Genomic DNA, 19,010 nt, shown 5'->3' with positions numbered 1-19,010 from the left:
GATTGCTGCAGGCGGCGAAGTGGGATGAGGCACTCGGCGGGCGGCTGCGCCCATCCTCCCGCACTGCAGCCCCGATCGTCCGCCACATCTGGATTCCAGCCTTCGCTGGAATGAGCGGAAGATGGGGCCGGCTCCAGGGACCCGACCAAGGCCATGCTGGACTGCACCCCGCCGCTCACGCGCCCTCCCCGCATACCCCCACCAGCGCGCGACCGCGCGCCGGCCGAGCAAAGCCAGGCGAAGTGGGAACCGGTTCGCCGTCCGGCTTTGCGACCCAAAAACCCAGGCCGCCCTCGCGGAGCCGATGCGCGCCAGCGCATTCGGCGTGAGCGGAAAACAAATCAGGCCGCAAATTCCACGTGAGCGCACCAAAAGCCAATCTCACCCCCATCTTATCCCCGCCCCCTCAATCCTCCCGTATCCTTCCTCCCGTCGCTTGACCCGCTGGGAGCCGTGTCCGGACCGTCCGCCACGTGGGTCGAGGGCCTGACGGCCTGGCTGCGGCCCGTGTAACGGACGGGCGGGCTGGGTGTACCGATGGCGTGTGGGTCCGCCGGGACAAAAGGCGGGACGCGCCGTGCATGGCCTCGAAGACGCGGTTCTCGCGAACCGCCCCAGTAGAGGTACTCGCGACTGCGCGGCGTCCGCGGCCCGGTGGAGGGGCGGAAGGTCCGACTCCTTCAGCCCAGGAAAGTGGGTGGCCGCATCGGTTCGAACGTCAGGGTGGGGCGCCGAAGGGCGACCGCAAAAATACAAATCGGATGGCCGCCATTTTGCGCCCCACCGATCCCTGTTTCTGGAAAACCCCGGCCGGACGCGGCGCGGGGGTGATGGTGTTTGTTTTGCCCCTCACGCCGAGTGCGCTTGCGGTTTTTTCCGCTCACGCGAATTCGCTTCGCTCATCGCTCCGCGAGGGCGGCCTCCGGCCGGCGCGCGGTCGCGCGCTGGTTGGTGCTGTCCGGAGAGGCAGAGGTTGGTTCACACCGACCGCTGCCTCAAATCTCCGCTCATTCCCGCGCAGGCGGGAATCCAGGGCTGCGGGCTGAGGCCTGCCTGTTTACCCCTCCCTCCCCTCACCCGGCCCGCTGCCCGCGCGCGTACGCCACCGGCGGCATGCCGACATGGCGGGTGAAGGCCACGCTGAAGGTGCTGGCGGAGGCGTAGCCGACGCGCTCGGCGACCTGGGCGACGCCGGCCCGGCCCTGGCGCAGCAGGTCCTTGGCGAGCGCCATGCGCCAGGAGGCCAGATAGTCCATCGGCGCGGTGCCGACCTCGCGGCGGAAGCGTTCGAAGAAGGTGGAGCGCGACAGCCCCGCCGCGCGGGCAAGCGCGGCCACCGTCCACGCCTCGGTCGGCCGGGCGTGCATCTGGCGCAGCGCGATGGCGAGCCGCGCGTCGGCCAGTCCGCGCAGAAGCCCGGGCGGCGCGTCGGGCCCTGTGGTGGAGCGCAGCGCCTCGATGAGCATCACCTCCAGCAGTCGCTCCAGCACCACGTCGCGGCCCGGCCGGGCGGCGCGCGTCTCGCCGGCGATGAGCTCCAGCAGGGTGGTCAGGCGGCCCTCGCCGACGACGTGCACCACGCGCGGCAGGAGCGGCACCAGGAGGCTCGCATCGTCGGAGCCGAAATGGCAGTGGCCGACGAGCATGCGCGCGTCGGGCGGCGCCTCCGGGTCGCCGAGCCGGAACACGCCGGGGCGGATTTCCGTGCGTAGCGAGCGGGTGCCGTCGGGCGGCGGCGGCAGGCTGGTGGTGGTGAAGTCCTGGGCCATGGGCACCAGCACGAAGTCGCCCGCGCCGATGCGCACCGGCGCCTCGCCCGGGATCTTCAGCAGGCAGTCGCCCTCCAGCATGGCGCAGTAGAAGGGCCGGCCGACATCGGTGCGGCGCACGATCCAGCGGCCGCCGGCGATCACCTGCTTGGAAAAGGAGGCGCTCGGCCTGAGCAGCCCGACGATCTGGGCAAGCGGGTCGGACATCTGGACGAATCCCAATGAAATTCGGACTTGGAATTATAGATCGTCCGGCGTTTGCCGCCTAGCCTCTCGTCATTCCCCCCACGGAGGCTCTGTCCATGACCACCACCCAAACCGTTCTGATCACCGGCTGCTCGTCGGGCTTCGGCCTGGAAACGGCCCGCCTCTTCCACGACCGCGGCTGGTCCGTCATCGCCACCATGCGCACCCCGCGCGAGGGCCTGCTGCCCGTCTCCGACCGCATGCGGGTCCTGCCGCTCGACGTCACCGACGCGGACAGCATCGCGGCCGCCGTGGCCGCCGCCGGCCCCATCGACGTTTTGGTCAACAACGCCGGCGTCGGGCTGCTCAACGCCGTCGAGGGTCTGTCGGACCGGATGATCGGTGAGGTGTTCGACACCAACACGCTCGGCACCATCGCCATGACGCGCGCCGTGCTTCCGCAGATGCGGGAGCGGCGGTCGGGCGTCGTCGTCAACGTGACGTCGACGGTCACGCTCCTGCCGCTGCCGCTGCTGCAGGTCTACACGGCCAGCAAGGCGGCGGTGAACGCCTTCACGGAGTGTCTGGCGCTGGAGCTGGAAGGGTTCGACGTGCGCGCCCGCATCGTGCTGCCCGGCCGGGCGCCGGACACCGCCTTTGCCGACAATGCCCGCGAGCGCATGGGCTTCGACATTCCCGAGGCCTATCAGCCGATGGCGCAGGCCGTTTTCGCCGCGTGGCAGCAGGAGGCGGGCGACCTCACCCTGTCCGGCGACGTGGCCGAGGCGGTGTGGCGGGCAGCCACCGATCCCGCCTGCCCGATGCGGCTGCCGGCTGGCGCCGATGCGGTGGCGCTCGCGAACGCCGCCTGAGGCGGGATCACCCCTCGCCTCGGCCGCGCCGGATGCGAGAAAACGGCCAGAAACGGCGGGACCGGGGCACCTGTGCCTCGGTCCGTTCCGGAACCGCCTGTTCCGACAGCGGTGGCGCGCCCTCTGGCGGATAGGCGATACTGCCCTCGATGGCGGCAATCTCCTCGGCGGTGAGATTGGGAAAGGGCAGCCGCCCCTCCCTGCGCCAGGCGGCGACCGTGTCGCCCGCCTCGCCGCCCCGGTCGGTGTCCACACCGGGGTCGCGGCCCAGATAGAGCGTCCGGCCGGGGAAGGCGAAGTCGGTTCCCGCCGCCTCGACGATGTCCGCCAGCCGCAGCATCACGTCCTCCTGGGCGGCCAGGAAGTCGGGCCACTCGGTTTCCTCGATCTGGGCGTAGACCTCGATCTCGAACCGGTTGTCGACGATGCCGGTGAGACGCGCCCGGGCCGTTTCCGTGCTGACCCTCGGATGGGCGGCAAGCAGCTTGCGGATTTCGGCGAGGATGTAGCGCAGCTGATCCGGCGTCGTCTCGGAGCGCAGCGCGAAGGTCTCGCGCATCAGCGCCCTGTCGCGGCGGGTGAAGTTCTCCAGGTGGAAGTTCACGAACTCGGAGTTGGGCACCGCCACCAGCGTGCGCTCCAGGGTCCGGATCGTGGTGGCGCGCAGGCCGATGTGCTCGATGGTGCCGATGCGCCCGTCGAAGCGGCCGATCTCGCCCACGTCTACCGGCCGGTCCGCGAACAGGATGAATCCGGAGATGACGTTCTCCAGGGTGGAACGGGCCGCCAGCGCGATGGCGATGCCGCCCATGCCAAGGCCGGCGAGCGCCGCGCCGTAGGGGATGCGCAACGCCTCCGCCAGAAGCAGGATATTGGCGCTGATCACCAGCACCTTGATCACGCCCACCAGCAGCGACGCGAGAATGTCGCCGCGCGCGCTGATCAGCCCGGCATCGGAGAAGCCCGCGCGGCCGCGGTCGATCAGCCAGAATTCGAGCGGAATGGAGCCGAGGATCAGCGCCAGCACCGCCAGCGTCTTCACCACGCCTGCAAACTGCGACGGCAGGCCGAGCACGGTCATGCCTGCATAGGCGACGGCGCCGAAGGCCATCAGACGGATGCCCCACACCACGTGCGCCCGGGCGCGGTAGCCGGCGTCGCGCCGCCACAGCCGGGCCAGCAGCACGACCAGTGCACCGATGACGAACGCCGCCAGCGCCGCGCCGATGAACACCGCCGTCAGCGCCACCCACTGCCAGATCTCCAGCGGCCCGACCGAGCGCAATCCGACCGGGGCCACCGAGGCGATGAGCGCACGGATGCGGAAATACGGCGCCTTGGAGTGGGCGTCATACGGCAGGATGCGCACCGCCGGAGGGAAGTTCTCCGTCGCCGCGTACAGCGAGCGGATGGATCGCAGCGTTTCCGGCGTGAACTTCCAGCGCACCCCGTCGCTGGTTGCCACCGGCGCCAGCACGATGTCGCCGGCCGGGTGGGTGAAATAGACGAAGGGTTCGCGGGAGCGCGGATCATTGGGGATGACCTGGAAGATCACCTCGCTGATCCGGGCCAGCACCTCGTTCAGATACTCCGCGACCAGCAGCGCCTCGCGATCTCGGATGACCGGCGGCATCTCGGAGAGATCCAGCGTGCTGATCGCCACCTCCTGCGTGGCCGGGCCTGCCCGTATGGCGTCGAGAAAAGTCTCCATTGTGCCGCGCGGGGTGGTCATGTCGGCGCCTGCGGCTCCCGCGACGCGTTTTCCCTCTGATTCCTCAAGAATGCTGTCGAGCATGGTGCGGACGTCGTCCGCCGACGGCGCGACCATGAACCATTGCTGGCCGAGTCGCTCGAACCGGAGATCCAGGGTGCGGCCGTCATAGCGCGTCAGCGTCACCACGGACTGATCGCCCTCCGGCCGCTCGGCGTCGAAGATGTCCGGATCGACGGTGAACTGGTCCATGAGAAGCGCCAGCGGACCGAGCTCGCGGACGTGATTGACCTCCGCGCCGTCCGGAAACAGCAGCAGCGCAATCAGGTCGTCCTGATATTCCAGCCGGCCGTTCTGCACCGCCTCGGCCGCCACGAGGAACGTGCGCAGCGTCTCCGCCGGCGTCGCCTGCAGCGCACGCAGGTTGCGGTCATGGTCCGGTTGAATGCGGGCGCCGCTCCACCACTGGTTCTTGCCGAACCGGCCGACGAAGCTCTGGCCATCGTCGGCAAGAATGAACTCGAACGAGCCGGACCCTTTCGGCGCGGTCCAGGTGCCTGTCAGCGTATTGCCGTCGACTGCGCCCTCCAGCCGGCCGCTGTAGGCGGAATAGCGGCCAGTGACCTGATCGCCGTCCTGGCGCAGGTAGAGCCGGGCACCACCCCCCAGCCAGCGCGTATCCCAGGTTCCGGTCCAGTCGGCTGCGGCGGCCGGTGCGCCGGCCAATCCCATCGCCAGCACGAGCGCGGCGAGCGCCACCAGCACCACGGTGGCCGGCGCCTTCGGCCTCCGGCGGTGTCCGGCGGGCTGCGACGGCAGGGTGACGGCAAACGGCATCGTCGGTCCTTCGCTGTGCACGGGCGAGCTCCGGCCAGCCTAGTGCCGTTCCTCCTCACACAGAAGTGGCAAGCGAATTCAACCCGTTGCTCCAACGCCGCCCGCGACGGCGAACCGGATGCCGCGTCGCCGGACGCCCCGGTCCCGTCCTTACGCCGGAAACAGGATTGCCGGATCGCCGGACCCGGCGGGCCTACCAGCTGCCCAACCGACGCAGCTGCGGCGTCTTCTTGTGGACGTGGTCGCCCATGCGCCCGAGCAGGCCAACCAGGGCGTCTAGCGCGTCGAGCAGGAACGGCCCCTTGTTCAGCATCACGCATTCTGCGCGAACCGCCATCGCCGCGTCGGTGAGTTCCGCGCGGTTCGGCACGCCCTTCTTGACGAAGTGCTCCAGAACCTGGGTCGCCCAGATCACCGGCACCTGCGCCGCCTCCCCGATCCACAGGATCTCTTCCTGCATTTCCGCAAGCCGGGCGAAGCCGATCTCGATGGCGAGGTCGCCGCGGGCGATCATGATCGCCACCGGCTGCTGCGCCCCGGCCCGCACCACGATGCCCGGCAGATTGCGCACCGCCCGTGCCGTCTCGATCTTCAGGACCAGACCAATCTCCTCCCAGCCGTCTGGCCGGGCCACGGCGAGCGCGGTCTGCAGGCGGGCCACGTCTTCGGCGGACTGGACGAAGGAATATTCGACCGCATCGGCGTGCTGTGCCACGAACGCGAGGTCTGCCTCGTCGCGCTCCGTCAGCGCCGGCACGGAAAGCGCGGTGTCGGGAAAGTTCAGCCCTTTCTCCGGCTTCAGCTTGGCGTCTCCGCCATCGCAGCGCGTCACCCGGAGCGTCAGCACGCCCGCTTCCGAGGTTTCCGCCACCGCCGCGATCTTGCCGTCGTCGATGAAGACGCGTTCGCCGGGCCGCACCGCCTCCAGCGCCTCCACCAGCGTGCATTCGACAGCTGCGGTGACGCCCGGCTCGAGGGTCGCCGGCAGGGCGCCGGGAGCCACGACCGCGATCCGGTCGTCCGCCCCCACCCGCTTCCGCCCCTCGCGCAGCATCAGCGACCCGGTACGGATCTTCGGCCCGGCCAGATCCATGAACACCCGCATGCGGTGGCCGGTCGCAGCCTCCGCGTCGCGGGCATGCGCGATCATCCGGCTCCAGGCCGCGGCATCGTCATGGGCACAGTTGATCCGGATGGCGTCGACACGGCGCTCCGCCAGTTCCAGCATGAAAACCGGATCGTCTGCCGCCAGGCTCGGACACGTCACCATAAGCGCGGTCGGACGGCCGGGTGGCCGCGCCCCGAAAAGGCGGTCGGCCCGCGCCTTGAGCCGTTCCTCCCCGGCGAAGAAGACCGCTTCATCGCCGGGCTGGTCCACCGGCTCGCCGCTGAGGGCCGACAGGGCTGCCCGTACGGATCCGAGCGTCGGCTGGACACGGCTTTCCAGCCGGCCCAGGGAGGACAGTCCGAGTGCCATCAGCGAGCGCTGCAGCGGCCGCAGATCATGCTGTCGGAGCGCCAGGTAGGCGGCCAGGTTCTCCACGCTGCCGCGGAATTCGGGGCGGATATCCCATGCCTTCCAGTCCGCAAGCCGCGCCGTCGCGGCCCCGCCGACCTCGTCGATCAGGCCGTCGACGTCACGAAGCAGGCGGGCGGGATCCGGCATGGCACGTTCCTCGGCGGTTTGCGGCGCGCCATTGGCCGACGGCGCCACCGTCACTCTTCCACCAGCCTTAGGAACGCTCGGCTGCGCTTTTATGACCCCGCGGTCCAACCTCGTGACGGCCGAACCAATGGCCGAGGCTTTCCTACCAGTTTTCCCGCGGCGCCAGGCGCCCCGCGCTGACAAGCGGCGCCCGGTAGTTGCGGCGCATCGCGACCATCCGCATCGAGAAGGCGCCCAGCATGACAAACAGCGTGGCGGCGATGATGACCGGCAATGTTACCCAGGCCAGCGGCTCGATCCACACGATGAACACCGAGTAGACGGCGCCCCAGAAGACGCTGATCTCGGCGTAGAAGGCGCCTTTGAGCGTCGGGTTGTCGGCCCGCGCACGCACCACATCACGCACGATCCCGCCGCCGGAACTCGTCAGTGCCGCGAATGCCGGTCCCCAGAGCCAGAGCGGATCGGCGTCGTATCGGTGCGCCACCAGAACGCCGATCACGGTGAAGGTCGCCAGGCCGATGGCGTCGGACACGCCGAGAAGCGTCATCGGAGGCAGGCGCCTGCGCTGTTGCACGAACCACGCGACCAGATCGAAGAAGACCAGCGAGCGGCCCCGCAGCCTATCGATGGTCTTCAGGAAGCCGATCGACAGGGCCACCGTTGCCAGGATGAGCAGCACATAGACGGGAGATTCGATGATGGCGGGTGGCGACCGGTCGAGGATCACGTCGCGGATCAATCCCCCGCCGACGCCGGGCAGAAGCGCCATCACCAGGCAACCGAAGAAGGAGTAGTTTTCCTCCCGCGCGATGATCACGCCTGACAATGCGAAGGCGAAGGTCCCGAGGAGATCCACGGCCAGGAACCAGTCCTGCCCGGCAAGAGCCTGAAGATGATGATCGATCAACCCCGGCCTCCACAGCCTGCATCCCACATTCACCCGGCATACCATCCTCGGGTTGCAGGATTTCGACAAGGGGCATCTGGGATGAGGCAGGCGGCCGCACACGGTGAAAGGGCGCCCCGGTTTCCCGGAGCGCCCCGTCGGTGTCAGTCATTCGATCCGAAGTCGGAAACCGTGCGGGTTACGCGGTCTCCACCTCGGCCTCGATCTGCTTCTGCTTGGCCGATGAAGCCTGGATCTCGATCTGCCGGGGCTTCTTGGCCTCGGGGATCTCACGCTTCAGCTCGACATGCAGAAGACCGTTCTCGAGGCTCGCGCCGTTGACCACAACGTGGTCGGCGAGCTGGAAGCGCCGCTCGAACGCGCGGGACGCGATGCCGCGATAGAGAATGTCCTTGTTCTCCTCGCTCTCGGCCAGCTTCTCGCCCTTCACGGTGAGCGTGTTTTCGCGGACCTCGATGGAGAGGTCGTCGTTCGCGAATCCCGCAACGGCCATCGTGATCCGATAGTCGTTCTCGGCGGTGCGCTCGATGTTGTAAGGCGGATAGGTCGAGCCCGCATCGGGGGCGCCCACCTGGTCGAGCATCGAAAACAGCCGGTCGAAGCCGACGGTCGAACGATAAAGGGGGCTCAGGTCGTAATGACGCATGGATGTCCTCCAATGAAGCGACGTTGAATCCTCCGGTCCGGTTTTCTGCCGGATGACCCGCCCTCCAATCCGTGGCAGAGCGGTAACCCCGAAGGCGCGGACCCTCTACGGGCGTCCGCGTTTCGTGATATGGGTTCATCCTTTCCGGGGTGCAAGAGTTCCGAAGGCGCCGAGAATGGCCGAAAACGCTGCCGAGCCGACCCTCGTCGACATCGAGGAAAACCCGCTTCCTAAGGGCGGAAAATCCGGGTGGCTCTACTTGTCGAGGGGCAAGGTCTGGCTTCGGGCAGCCTATTGGCCGGCTGCTGTCGACGAGCCGGAGGGAACCATCGTGCTGGCCACCGGCCGGGCCGAGTTCATCGAGAAATATTTCGAGACGATCGAGGATCTGCTGGCGCGCGGCTTCGCCGTTGCCGCCTTCGACTGGCGCGGCCAGGGGGGATCGAGCCGCCTATTGCGCAACCCGGCCAAGGGCCACGTCGCCAGCTTCGACGACTATGTCGACGATCTGGAGGCCGCCGTCGCAGGCGCTGCCGCGCAAGGCCTGCCCCGCCCCTTCTATCTTCTTGCTCATTCGATGGGCGCCACCGTCGCCCTGCTCGGCGCCTCGCGGCTCGCCGACCAGATCGAGCGGATGGTGCTGACTGCCCCCCTCATCGAGTTCGCGGACAGGCGCGCCTCCAGCCCCTGGGCGAAGACGGTCGGCGGATTCGCCGCCGGGATCGGTCTTGCCCGGCGGTCAGTCCGGCCGGGCCGCGCACCCGCGCCCCAGGACATGCCGTTCGACGGCAATCCCGTGACATCCGACCAGCGCCGCTTCGCCCGCGCTCAGGCGGTTCTGCGCACCGAGCCACGTCTTGGCCTCGGGGCGCCGACCATCCGCTGGTACGCGGCGGCCAACCGCGCCACCCGAGCCCTCACGGAGCCCGGCTACGGCGAAGAGATCAAGATCCCGACCCTGGTCGTTGCCTGTGGCACGGACGAGGTGGTGTCCGTTCGCGCCATCGAACGCTTCGCCAAGACGCTGCGCGCCGGCGGCCGGGTCTTCATTCCGGGCGCCCGCCATGAGATCCTGATGGAGCGCACCGCGTTTCGCACCCTGTTCTGGGCGGCCTTCGACGCCTTCGTGCCGGGCTCCGATCTGCGGCTGGCCACCGACATCGCCGCTCCGAAGGTGAAGATTGCGCCGCCGGCGAAGGCTAACGGAGCGCCTGCTGCCGCCGGCGTGGCGCTTGCGCCCGCAGCGACCGAGGCGGAGGACGCGGAAGGCTCTGCCGTGGAAACGGCAACGGCCGAGGCGCCTTCTCCCGAAACCGCCTCGTCCGAGGCCATCGCCGACGCCGTCGAGGCCGGAAAGGCGCTTGAGGCAGACGACAAAACGCCCGAGATCGGGCCTTCGGCCGAAGTGCAGTCGGCGCCGAAAGCCGAGGCCGGGCCGGATGCCGATACCGCGTCAGAAACGGGGACCAGCGCCTTGGCCGGGTCTGACCCGGCCCGCCAGCCAGAGCCCGCCGAGCCGCCCGCCACCACGACGGAAGACCCCGTTGCACTGGCGCCCGCCGCGCCCGATGCCGCGGAGAGCGAACGCCAGGGCTTTTCCTTCTTCCGGTGGCGCAGGCGCACGCAACCGCAGGCTGCGACAACCGGCGCCGACAGCGGCAACGGCGGGGACAATGTCCCGGCGAATGGCACGGACGATATGGCGGCGACGCCCGTCGCGACCGACCCTCCAGCCTCGCCGGAAGATACTGCCAGCAAACCCGATCCTGACCATGTTTCGGCCGAAGCGGCGCTTGTCGCGGCCACCTCTCTGGTCGCCGAGGCCACGCGGGCAGACCAGCCTGGGGAGAGGACGTCCGACGCGTCCGAACCGGCGTCTGGGGATGCCGGCGGGACCACGGACGCACCCGCGCCGGAGGCCAGTTCGACGGGAGCCGGCGACGCAGCGGCTGCCGACGACGCAACAGCGACCGGCAAGCGCAACGGCCGGGTCGGTCGGCTTTTCCGTCGCCGCGGTAACGGATCCGATTCAGCGAACACCTCCGCGGGCGAAGACCAGCTTCCGAGCGAGGCCGCCCCAGCCTCCGTTACTCCGGACGATTTGCCGGAGACAGGCGCGCCGGCCGAGCCCGGAAGCATCGATCCGGCTCAATCGCAAAACGATGGCAAGGCGGAGACCACGACCGCGACCATCAGCTTTGTGACCGCTGCGCCAGCGACGGACGAGCCGGTACCCGCCGCGACCGACAGTGACGCTCGCGGCCAGGTCGACACACCGGGCGATGCGGCCACGTCCGCGAAAAGGGAAACCCGGGTCGGCGCGACAGGCGAAGCCGGGACCGAATCCACCATAGACGCACGGAGCGCGGAGCCAGATGCTGCCGGCATCCCTGCCGCGGCGCAGCCCGACGGTGCCATCCGCTCGCGCAGGTCCATCGGCGAGGCCGCCCGCCCGACACCCCGCCCGGTGAAGCGCGGGCGCGGCAAGTCCGGCAAGCGCTAGGGGCGGCCGGCATGTCCATCTGGTCGCGCATGACCGCGGCGGTTCAGGATATCCAGACCGCCAGCGCAGACATCGTTGAGCGCCTCGTGGAGGGGGTCGCCGGCACCGAGGAGGAGCGCCATGCCGTGGCCTTCACGGCGGCCATCGTCGCGCTGGCCGCCAAGATGGCCAAGGCCGACGGCGTGGTCACATCCTCCGAGATCGCCGAGTTCCGGCGCAACGTGCAGATCCCGGAAGGCGAGGAACGCAACATCGAGCGCCTCTTCCGGCTGGCCCAGCAGGATGTGGCGGGCTTCGAGATCTACGCCGAGCGCATCGCCCGCCTGTTTCCCGACGACCCGGCCTTCCGCGGCGATGTCATTGACGTGCTCTTCAACATCGCCGCCGCCGACGGGATCGTCCACGAACACGAGCTCGGCTTTCTGGAGGAGGTCTCGCGCATCTTCGGGATCGACGAGACCGAGTTCCGGCGCATCCGCGCCCGACACGTGCGTCAGGGCGAGCACGACCCCTATCACGTGCTCGGCCTGGAACCGGACACCGATCCCGAGGAGATCAAACGGGCCTATCGCAAGCTCGTCGGCGAGCACCATCCCGACCGGATGATCGCCCGTGGCGTGCCGGCGGAGTTTGTCGACATCGCAAACGACCGGCTGGCAGCGATCAACGGCGCCTACGAACAGATCCGTCGCGAGCGCGGGATCTCCTGATGAGCGAAACCGAACCCGGCGCCGGTGGCCCAGGCCGCGATCCGCACGCCGCATGGCGTCCCTCCCCCAACACCGATTCCCGGGAAGGCGTTCGCCCGTCGCTGGTCATCCTCCACTATACCGGCATGCCATCGGCCGAAGGCGCGCTTTCCTGGCTTTGCGACCCGGCCTCCAGGGTCTCCTCCCACTATTTCATCTTCGAGGACGGTCGCATCGTGCAGTCGGTCGATGAGGCTGACCGCGCGTGGCACGCCGGCGTTTCCGGCTGGCACGCGATCCGCAACGTCAACGCCGCTTCCATCGGCATCGAGATCGCCAATCCCGGCCACGACCACGGCTACGTGGACTTCCCCGACGACCAGATCGAAGCGGTCCGGGGCTTGGTGCTGAGGATCATGGGCCGCTGGGGCATTCCCGGTCGCAACGTCATCGGCCATTCCGACGTCGCGCCGGGCCGCAAGATTGATCCCGGCGAACGCTTCCCGTGGGAGCGGCTCGCCCAGGCCGGCATCGGTGCCTTCGTGCCGCCGGTCCCGGTGACGGAAGACGGGCCCGCTCTGCGGCCGGGCAATCGCGGCGAGATCGTGGCCCGCATCCAGCGCGGGCTCGCGGCTTTCGGCTACGTGCTGGACGAAACGGCCCGTTACGACGAGCGCACCGCAACGGTGGTCGCCGCATTCCAGCGCCATTTCCGTCCCGAGCGCATCGACGGGATTGCGGACCTCTCCACGCTGGAGACGCTCGACCGGCTGCTGTCGCTCGACCGCTAGCGTTCTGGGCAGGCGCGCCCCCACCGACCGCACACGAAAAAACGGGCCGGCGCACGGCCGACCCGTTTCAGGCTCGGGCACGAGGCCCGAAGCGCTTCGATCAAGAAGAGGTTCAGCCCTTCACGACGCCGAGCACCTCGCCGCTGCGGGCGTCAACGACCACCGTCTGGCCATTGATGTTGGCGTAGGCGTAGTCGGGATGGTTCGGAACCTTCACGACCTGCACCGTCTGCGGCAGCGGTTCGCCGATGCGAACCGGCTGCTGGACATTGGTGCGGGGCGCCGGGTTGTTCACGGTGTAGGATCCCACCTCGCGGGGGACCCGCTTCACCACGTGCGCCCGGTTCACCTGGCCCTGCTTCATCTCGCCTTCGGCCGTGTCGACGGACGCGCCGGCGGTGCCGCCGACGATTGCGCCGATGACGGCGCCGGGCGGGCCACCGATGACAGCGCCGGTTGCGGCGCCGCCGGCCACACCGGTCACGGTCGCGTCCTGGGCCATCGCGGGCGCCATGCCGGCGGCTACGGCGATGGTTGCGGCGGATGCGAGAGTAAGAAACTTGTTCATGGTCGGAACTCCTTGCTGTGATTGCCGGCCCGACCGCGAGCAAAGCCCGCGCAGGCCGGTCGTTTCAGCGTCTGGCAAGACCTTGCATCGTCGATGCTTGGCTCTTGCCTGTTCACGGGGCGGCTAACGGCACGCCCCCCGCAGATGTTCCGAAAAAAGTTTTGCTCGGTTCGCTTTAACAGCGGTGTTGGCGCGTACATTTGCCAGCGCGTCCCGGCATGAGGAAACAGATGGCCACATCGTTGTCCGACGGTTGCGGTCCAAATATTCGCAGCCCCGAACAAGCGCTTTGGTTGCAACAACGGCGTGAGTCGACTTTCCTCGCAAAGAGGACTAAATGTATTAGGCACCTAAATGAGTAACAAAAGGTGCCAAATTTTCTTTCTGGCGCTATTGTGACGCTCAACTGGGACGAGGGATTCGAGGAAGAGCGATGGGGGACGGGAACAAGGCGGCAGCGGATCAGCTCGAACACGAGATGGTCCTGCTCACGCGGCTGCTCGAAGCGTTGACGCGGCGTCGCAATTATCCGCTCGATCGCGCGCCCTATCTTTTGCTGCTGCAGCTGGCGGAAGGCGCCAAGAACATCAATGAACTCGCGACGACGCTGGCCCTGGACGGCACCACGGTCACCCGCCAGATCGCGTCGATGGAGGCCCGCGGCCTCGTCGAGAAGACATCGGATCCGTCCGACGGGCGCATCGCCCGGGTGGCGCGCACGGACAAGGGCGCACGTCTGGTCGAAGACATGCGCCAGGTGCGGGTTGAGCGGGTGAAGGAGCTCTTCACCGACTGGAGCGAAGAGGACATGTCGGCCTTCGCCAACTATTTGGCGCGCTGCAATCTCGATCTTTACGCCTATATCGAGACGGTCTCCCGCTGAGAGCTCGGACGGCGGCTCTGCCTCTATCCGGCGCCTGACGTCCTTCAAACGATCCGCAGCCGTTGGCCGCTCGTAAGAGCAGGCAACGGTGCTTCGCGCCGCCCGACAGCCAACGCGGATCCCAGCCTTGTCCCGAGACACTTCCGGATTACCGGCCAATACCGGCCGTCTTACCCGTGCGGGCGCATGGGCGTGGATCGCCACCGTCGAGTTCTTCGCCATCCAGCTCGTGGCGCAGACCGCGGCCCCCGCTTTTTCCATGACGCGCCACGATATCAGCGCCCTCGGCATTCCGGTCTGCGGGCAGCCGGTCGCCGTCTGCTCGCCGCTGCATCCTTTGTTCGACGCCGGACTGATCCTGGTCGGCATTCTGACCACGGCCGGCGCGCTTCTTACCTGGCGCGCCTGGCCCGGCGGCGCGATCAGCCGGGTCGGGCTCGGCCTTCTGGCGATCGCCGGGCTCGGCGCCATCGTTGCCGGGGTGGCCGATGTCCACACCCGCCCGACCGCCCACGCCATCGGCGCCTCCCTCGACTTCGGTGCCGGTGGTCTCGGAATGATGATGATGGGCCTCGCCTGTCGCCGGCGCGCGCCCGGTCTCGCCTGGTTCAGCGCTGCTGCCGGCAGTATCGTTGTGGTTGCCTTCCTCCTCTACGCCACAGGGCTCTATCTCGGCATCGGCCGCGGTGGGATGGAGCGGGTTGCCGCGATCTCCGCCACGCTCTGGTTCGTGCTGACCGGCGTCTGGCTTCTCGGCCGCATCCATCGCTCGAATCGTGCCGCCACCGCAGACCGCTGACCTGCGGCGTCCGCGCAACACTCGCCGCCTTCCCGCGCGCCCGTGTGCAAAGGGAAGTTGCACATCTTCTGCGCGTGACGAATGATCGAAGCGGAGTCGCGCGACGAGGTGGGGGCGGGCCGTGAACACTGCAGCGAAAACCGTCCGGCGCTGGGGCATCGCCGGAGCGCTGGCGCGCGAACTGAAAGCCGCTGCGCCCTTCGGCGCCATGGCGATCGCCTTCCTGCTTCCCATCCTCGTGGCTGCCCCTGCCACCGCCCAGACCTGGTCGCTCTACGACAATGGCGGCGTGTCCTATGCCATCGATCCGGTCAACACGCTGCAGGACCGGTTCAAGTACGATATCTCGGTCGCCCCTGGCGGTGGGGACAGCCGCTCGGTCACCGTTGAGATGGACACCGGCTCCACCGGCATCGTCGTCTCCGCCCATCTCATTTCCCATGACGTCAGCGCACTGCAGGGCGAGGCCGGCTGGGCCTACTACAACTCGTCGGGCCTCCTGGCGACGGGCGTCCTGGTGGACTCCGACGTCACCTATCGCACCACCGATGGCGGCACGATCACGGCGAGCGTTCCGGTGCTGGCCGTCACGGGGCTGCACTGCCTGGGAGTGGGCGACAATTCCGCCAACTGCAACGAGAACCAGACCATCACCATGATGGGCGTCGGCTTCGGCCGGAACACGCTCGGCGAGGATCCCGACGGCAGCATCGATGCGCAGGCATCGTCCGCCGACAAGACCGTGCGCGCGGCACTGGCCGGAAGCCTCCGCAACGCCGGCACGACGTCGCTTGCCTACAACCCGTTGATCCACGTCGAGGCGCGCGGCGACGCCACCCTCAACCAAGGCTACATCATCCGCGACGGCAAGATCGAGGTCGGCCTGACCGCATCCAATACCGGTGGCTTTGCCTACGGGAAGCTCTCGCAGGCGACGGCCGCGGACGGCTCCGGCAACTGGACCCAGACGCCCATGGCCGTCCAGGTCGGCACGGTGGGCCCGACCTCGGGCCTGCTTTTGGCCGACACCGGCGTCACCGACGGTTTCGTGCATCTGCCCGGCGCGCGTCAGTCCGGCGCGGTGCCGGCCGATACCGTCGTCACCGTCCAGGTTCTCGATGCTGGCGACCTGGTGTCCTATTCCTTCACCGTAGGAACCCAGTGCGCGCAGAACTCGCCACCCTCCCCCTGCAATCCGCAGGGACCGAGCAGCATTTCCTATGTCAGAGGCGAGGCGGATGCCTCCTTCCTCAACACCAGCATCTACTTCTACCAGGGCTTCTCCTACCTGTTTGATCCGACCAACGGCTATGTCGGGGTCGCCAACGCGATGAAGGCCGGCACGAACGTGGTCGTCACGCCGGTGATCTCCGCATCCGGCCAGATCGACTTTGCCGACCCGTTTACCACGGACATGCCGGTCTTCCTGCGCAACGCCTCGATGATCGCGGCCGCCGACACCGCCACCTTCAACGCCGCCCTTACCGGCCCCGGAAGCCTGACCCTCAACGGCGCCGGCACCGTGACGCTGAACGGGGCGAACTCCTATTCCGGTGCCACCATCGTGCAGAGCGGCACCCTGGCCGTCACGCGGTCTCTCGCCAGCGCCGTGACGGTTCAGTCCGGCGCCACATTCGATCTGTCCGGAACGCTGGCCGTTTCCGGCACGAGCGCCCCGGTGGTCACGGTGGATAGCGGCGGCTTCTTCGACCTGACCGGCTCGGTGACCGGCGACGTCAGCAACGCCGGCACCTTCACCCACAACGGCACGCTCTCCGGCACGTTGACCTCCACCGGCCGCGTTCAGGGCACCGGTACGGTAGCCACCCTTTTCATTGCCGACGGCGGCACCCTCGCCACCGGCAACTCGGTCGGCACCATGACGGTCACCGGCAACTACACGTTCGGCCCCGGCGCCACCCGTGAGGTCGAAATCGAAGCCGGCGGCTCGATTGACCTCCTCGAAGTCGGTGGCATCGCGACCCTTGCCGGCGGCACGGTCGATGCCGTCGAGAACCCCGCCTTCGTTCCGATCCTCGGCGAGAGCTACGCCTTCCTCCGCGCGGCCGGCGGCATCAGCGGCACCCACGATACGCTCGAAGGCGGGCTCTTCCCGGACGCAACATACCCGTTCCTCACGACCGGCCTCGCCTATTCGGCAACAGAGGCCGCGCTCGAAGTTGTGCGCAGCGGCGTCACCTACGAAAGCGCCGGGATCACCGACAATCAGAAATCCGTCGGTGCGGCTCTCGACACGTTCGTGCCGGACTCTGCCCTCGACCTGCCGCTCACCCACCTGACCGCTTCCCAGTATGACGTTGCGGCGGACCAGCTGTCCGGTCAGATCTACGCCTCGGCCCTGACGACGCTTCAGAACGATGCGACAATCGTCCGCGACACCATCCGGACGCGCCTCGGCACCGCCTTCGCCGAAATGGCGGACGGGTCCGCCTTCGCGGCCAACGGTGCGCCCGCCGCGCCGCTCGCTGGGCTGACCGCCAGCGCCTGGATCTCCGGTTTCGGAAGCTGGGGCGACACGGAGGCGAGCTTCAACGCCGCCGAACTCACAACCTCGCTCGCCGGCACCCTCGCCGGCCTCGACGCGTCCGTCCATCACTGGGGCCGGGTCGGCCTTGCCGCCGGCTACGGATCGAGCCGCTTCAAGGCGGCGGACCTCTCCACATCCGGCACCGCCGGATCGGCCACCATCGCCGCCTATGGCGGTGCCGAGATCGGCAGCGTGCGAGCCAGCCTCGGCGGCACCTGGTCCTGGCATGACGTGGAGACGAACCGTGTCGTCAGCTTCCCCGGCTACTACGAGGCGGACGACGCCGACTATTCCGCCACCACCGGCCAGATCTTCGGCGAGGGTGCGGTGAACCTCGGCTTCGCCCCCGTGGACCTGGAGGCCTTTGCCGGCCTCGCCTTCGTCTCCACCTCCACCGGCTCCTTCACCGAAGGCACCGGCCTGACCGCGCTGTCGAGCTCCGGCAACACCCAGTCCAACACGCTGTCCACCCTCGGTGTCCGCATCGCCAAGGTCCTGCCGCTCGGCGGTGGCTGGGTGCGTCCGCACGCGACGCTCGGCTGGCAGCACGCCTTCGGCGACGTCGAGCCGGAAGCCGACCTCGCCTTTGCCCAGAGCGGTGCCGGCTTCACCGTGATCGGAGCGCCGATTGCCCGCGACGCCGCTGTCTATGGGATCGGGCTCGACTTTGCTGCATTCGACAGCGCCGAACTGTCCGTCCGCTACGATGGCCGCATCGGCAGCGGCACCCAGGAGCACTCGGCCTCCGGCCAGCTCTCCTTCACCTTCTGATGGAGAGCCTTCAGCGTTCCATCGAGAGACTGTGATCCGCCCAGCGCGGTTTTCCTGCTATTGTCGATCTCGTTTCCAAGCGCGTTTCGGGGCGTAAGGGCGCCCTTGTCGGGGCGCCAAACCCATCGACCACTTCGCAATCCGAGGAGTCGATTGGATGGCTGACGAGAAAAGGGATCCCTTTCACCCCTACGTGCAGGAACTGCAGGGGCAGGAAGGAGACATCGACAGCAAGATCGCGATGATCGAGGCGATCCTGAAAGGTGTCGATGTCGATGCAAGCTACGACGGCCGCTTCAAGGAAGCGAAGGCGTGGCTGAAGGAACTCAAGAAAAAGATCGCCGAGCGCAAGATCGAGGACCTCGAGAAGGAACTCGAGGATCTTCAGGGCCTCGCCCAGAATCCCGGCGGCTTCAATCCGCCACCGCCCCCTCCCCCCTGGATCTGGCCGTGGCCCTGGCCCCCGCCGCCCGGTTTTCCCGGCCCCGGCTCGGGCACGCCCGGCGTCATCAATGTCGGCATCGTCACTCCGCCGAGCGATTCCAAGTACAAGGTCGGCCTCGCCGAGCGGGATTTCATTGTCGCCCGCTCGAAGTCGAAGGTCTGGGTCTGGGATCCGCTCGCCCTGGTGTGGGCAGCGGAGCTCGACGCCAGCGACGAGATCGTCGAGATGGACAAGGTGGACGGCACGGTTGCAGTACGGACCGCCACGAGCCTCTGGCTCTTCCACCCGCTTGACTATCGATGGCTGGGACCGCTCGATGCGGAGATCGTCGAGGTCACGGCCTACAACCTCGCTTTTCCCACGGTGGTGAAAGCGGAGGGCTAGGCCCGGTGCCCCCCGATCCGCCGACGTCGGGC

General features: G+C 68.2%; 14 protein-coding genes. 8 read left to right on the top strand and 6 right to left on the bottom strand.

Annotated features, from left to right (window positions below):
• Positions 1-1,073 precede the first annotated feature (1,073 nt).
• On the bottom strand, positions 1,074-1,976 hold the full coding sequence (locus C507_RS0110165) for an AraC family transcriptional regulator (protein ID WP_018699588.1): 903 nt from the start codon (positions 1,974-1,976) through the stop codon (positions 1,074-1,076).
• 95 nt (positions 1,977-2,071) lie between these two features.
• On the opposite strand from C507_RS0110165, the gene C507_RS0110160 reads away from it, so the two are divergent.
• A complete protein-coding gene (locus tag C507_RS0110160; protein WP_018699587.1) occupies positions 2,072-2,827 on the top strand; it encodes an SDR family NAD(P)-dependent oxidoreductase in 756 nt (251 codons plus the stop codon).
• Positions 2,828-2,834: 7 nt separating this feature from the next.
• On the opposite strand, the gene C507_RS22380 is transcribed toward C507_RS0110160, so the two are convergent.
• The 4 genes from C507_RS22380 to C507_RS0110140 all read right to left on the bottom strand — a co-directional run bounded on the left by C507_RS22380 (position 2,835) and on the right by C507_RS0110140 (position 8,597).
• A complete protein-coding gene (locus C507_RS22380) occupies positions 2,835-5,396 on the bottom strand; it encodes a mechanosensitive ion channel domain-containing protein (RefSeq protein ID WP_156829243.1) in 2,562 nt (853 codons plus the stop codon).
• 172 nt (positions 5,397-5,568) lie between these two features.
• Positions 5,569-7,041: a pyruvate kinase gene (locus C507_RS0110150; RefSeq protein ID WP_018699585.1), complete on the bottom strand. Its 1,473-nt coding sequence runs from the start codon at positions 7,039-7,041 to the stop codon at positions 5,569-5,571.
• Between the two features lie 142 nt (positions 7,042-7,183).
• Positions 7,184-7,951 carry a trimeric intracellular cation channel family protein gene (locus tag C507_RS20985; RefSeq protein ID WP_018699584.1) on the bottom strand — a complete coding sequence of 256 codons (768 nt, stop codon included), beginning with the start codon at positions 7,949-7,951 and terminating at the stop codon, positions 7,184-7,186.
• A gap of 178 nt (positions 7,952-8,129) precedes the next feature.
• On the bottom strand, positions 8,130-8,597 hold the full coding sequence (locus C507_RS0110140; protein ID WP_018699583.1) for an Hsp20 family protein: 468 nt from the start codon (positions 8,595-8,597) through the stop codon (positions 8,130-8,132).
• A gap of 175 nt (positions 8,598-8,772) precedes the next feature.
• Here C507_RS0110140 and C507_RS22375 point away from each other — a divergent pair, with 175 nt between their 5' ends.
• Genes C507_RS22375 through C507_RS0110125 form a run of 3 tightly spaced genes read left to right on the top strand, consistent with a single transcriptional unit; the run spans position 8,773 to position 12,580 of the window.
• Positions 8,773-11,100 (top strand): alpha/beta fold hydrolase, encoded by a 2,328-nt coding sequence (locus C507_RS22375; protein ID WP_018699582.1) that lies wholly within the window; start codon positions 8,773-8,775, stop codon positions 11,098-11,100.
• A gap of 11 nt (positions 11,101-11,111) precedes the next feature.
• Positions 11,112-11,810 (top strand): TerB family tellurite resistance protein, encoded by a 699-nt coding sequence (locus C507_RS0110130; RefSeq protein ID WP_018699581.1) that lies wholly within the window; start codon positions 11,112-11,114, stop codon positions 11,808-11,810.
• Positions 11,810-12,580, top strand: a complete 771-nt coding sequence (locus tag C507_RS0110125; RefSeq protein WP_018699580.1) for an N-acetylmuramoyl-L-alanine amidase — start codon at positions 11,810-11,812, stop codon at positions 12,578-12,580. The genes C507_RS0110130 and C507_RS0110125 overlap by 1 nt, the downstream gene beginning before the upstream one ends.
• 112 nt (positions 12,581-12,692) lie before the next feature.
• Here C507_RS0110125 and C507_RS0110120 read toward each other — a convergent pair whose 3' ends face one another.
• Positions 12,693-13,148: a DUF1236 domain-containing protein gene (locus tag C507_RS0110120; protein WP_018699579.1), complete on the bottom strand. Its 456-nt coding sequence runs from the start codon at positions 13,146-13,148 to the stop codon at positions 12,693-12,695.
• Positions 13,149-13,581: 433 nt separating this feature from the next.
• Between C507_RS0110120 and C507_RS0110115 the strand changes: the two genes are divergently transcribed.
• The 4 genes from C507_RS0110115 (at position 13,582) to C507_RS0110100 (ending at position 18,978) form a co-directional block, all read left to right on the top strand.
• On the top strand, positions 13,582-14,031 hold the full coding sequence (locus C507_RS0110115; RefSeq protein ID WP_018699578.1) for a MarR family winged helix-turn-helix transcriptional regulator: 450 nt from the start codon (positions 13,582-13,584) through the stop codon (positions 14,029-14,031).
• A 127-nt stretch (positions 14,032-14,158) separates the two neighbouring features.
• Entirely contained in the window at positions 14,159-14,830 is a 672-nt protein-coding gene (locus tag C507_RS0110110; RefSeq protein ID WP_018699577.1) for a DUF998 domain-containing protein, read from the top strand.
• A gap of 121 nt (positions 14,831-14,951) precedes the next feature.
• Positions 14,952-18,149 (top strand): autotransporter outer membrane beta-barrel domain-containing protein, encoded by a 3,198-nt coding sequence (locus tag C507_RS0110105; protein WP_018699576.1) that lies wholly within the window; start codon positions 14,952-14,954, stop codon positions 18,147-18,149.
• 157 nt (positions 18,150-18,306) lie between these two features.
• Positions 18,307-18,978, top strand: a complete 672-nt coding sequence (locus tag C507_RS0110100) for a hypothetical protein (protein ID WP_018699575.1) — start codon at positions 18,307-18,309, stop codon at positions 18,976-18,978.
• Positions 18,979-19,010: the final 32 nt, after the last annotated feature.

This window comes from Amorphus coralli DSM 19760 (assembly GCF_000374525.1).
In the GTDB taxonomy this organism is placed as follows: Bacteria; Pseudomonadota; Alphaproteobacteria; order Rhizobiales; family Amorphaceae; genus Amorphus; species Amorphus coralli.
Note: the sequence above shows the minus strand (reverse complement) of the source record. Positions and strands in the feature narration are given on the sequence as shown.

Excerpts from the sequence above, each read along its gene's own strand:
- C507_RS0110140 (WP_018699583.1), bottom strand. The coding sequence starts at position 8,597 with ATGCGTCATTACGACCTGAGCCCCCTTTATCGTTCGACCGTCGGCTTC.
- C507_RS0110130 (WP_018699581.1), top strand. The coding sequence starts at position 11,112 with ATGTCCATCTGGTCGCGCATGACCGCGGCGGTTCAGGATATCCAGACC.
- C507_RS0110165 (WP_018699588.1), bottom strand. The coding sequence starts at position 1,976 with ATGTCCGACCCGCTTGCCCAGATCGTCGGGCTGCTCAGGCCGAGCGCC.
- C507_RS0110115 (WP_018699578.1), top strand. The coding sequence starts at position 13,582 with ATGGGGGACGGGAACAAGGCGGCAGCGGATCAGCTCGAACACGAGATG.
- C507_RS0110150 (WP_018699585.1), bottom strand. The coding sequence starts at position 7,041 with ATGCCGGATCCCGCCCGCCTGCTTCGTGACGTCGACGGCCTGATCGAC.
- C507_RS0110125 (WP_018699580.1), top strand. The coding sequence starts at position 11,810 with ATGAGCGAAACCGAACCCGGCGCCGGTGGCCCAGGCCGCGATCCGCAC.
- C507_RS0110120 (WP_018699579.1), bottom strand. The coding sequence starts at position 13,148 with ATGAACAAGTTTCTTACTCTCGCATCCGCCGCAACCATCGCCGTAGCC.
- C507_RS0110160 (WP_018699587.1), top strand. The coding sequence starts at position 2,072 with ATGACCACCACCCAAACCGTTCTGATCACCGGCTGCTCGTCGGGCTTC.
- C507_RS0110100 (WP_018699575.1), top strand. The coding sequence starts at position 18,307 with ATGGCTGACGAGAAAAGGGATCCCTTTCACCCCTACGTGCAGGAACTG.
- C507_RS22375 (WP_018699582.1), top strand. The coding sequence starts at position 8,773 with ATGGCCGAAAACGCTGCCGAGCCGACCCTCGTCGACATCGAGGAAAAC.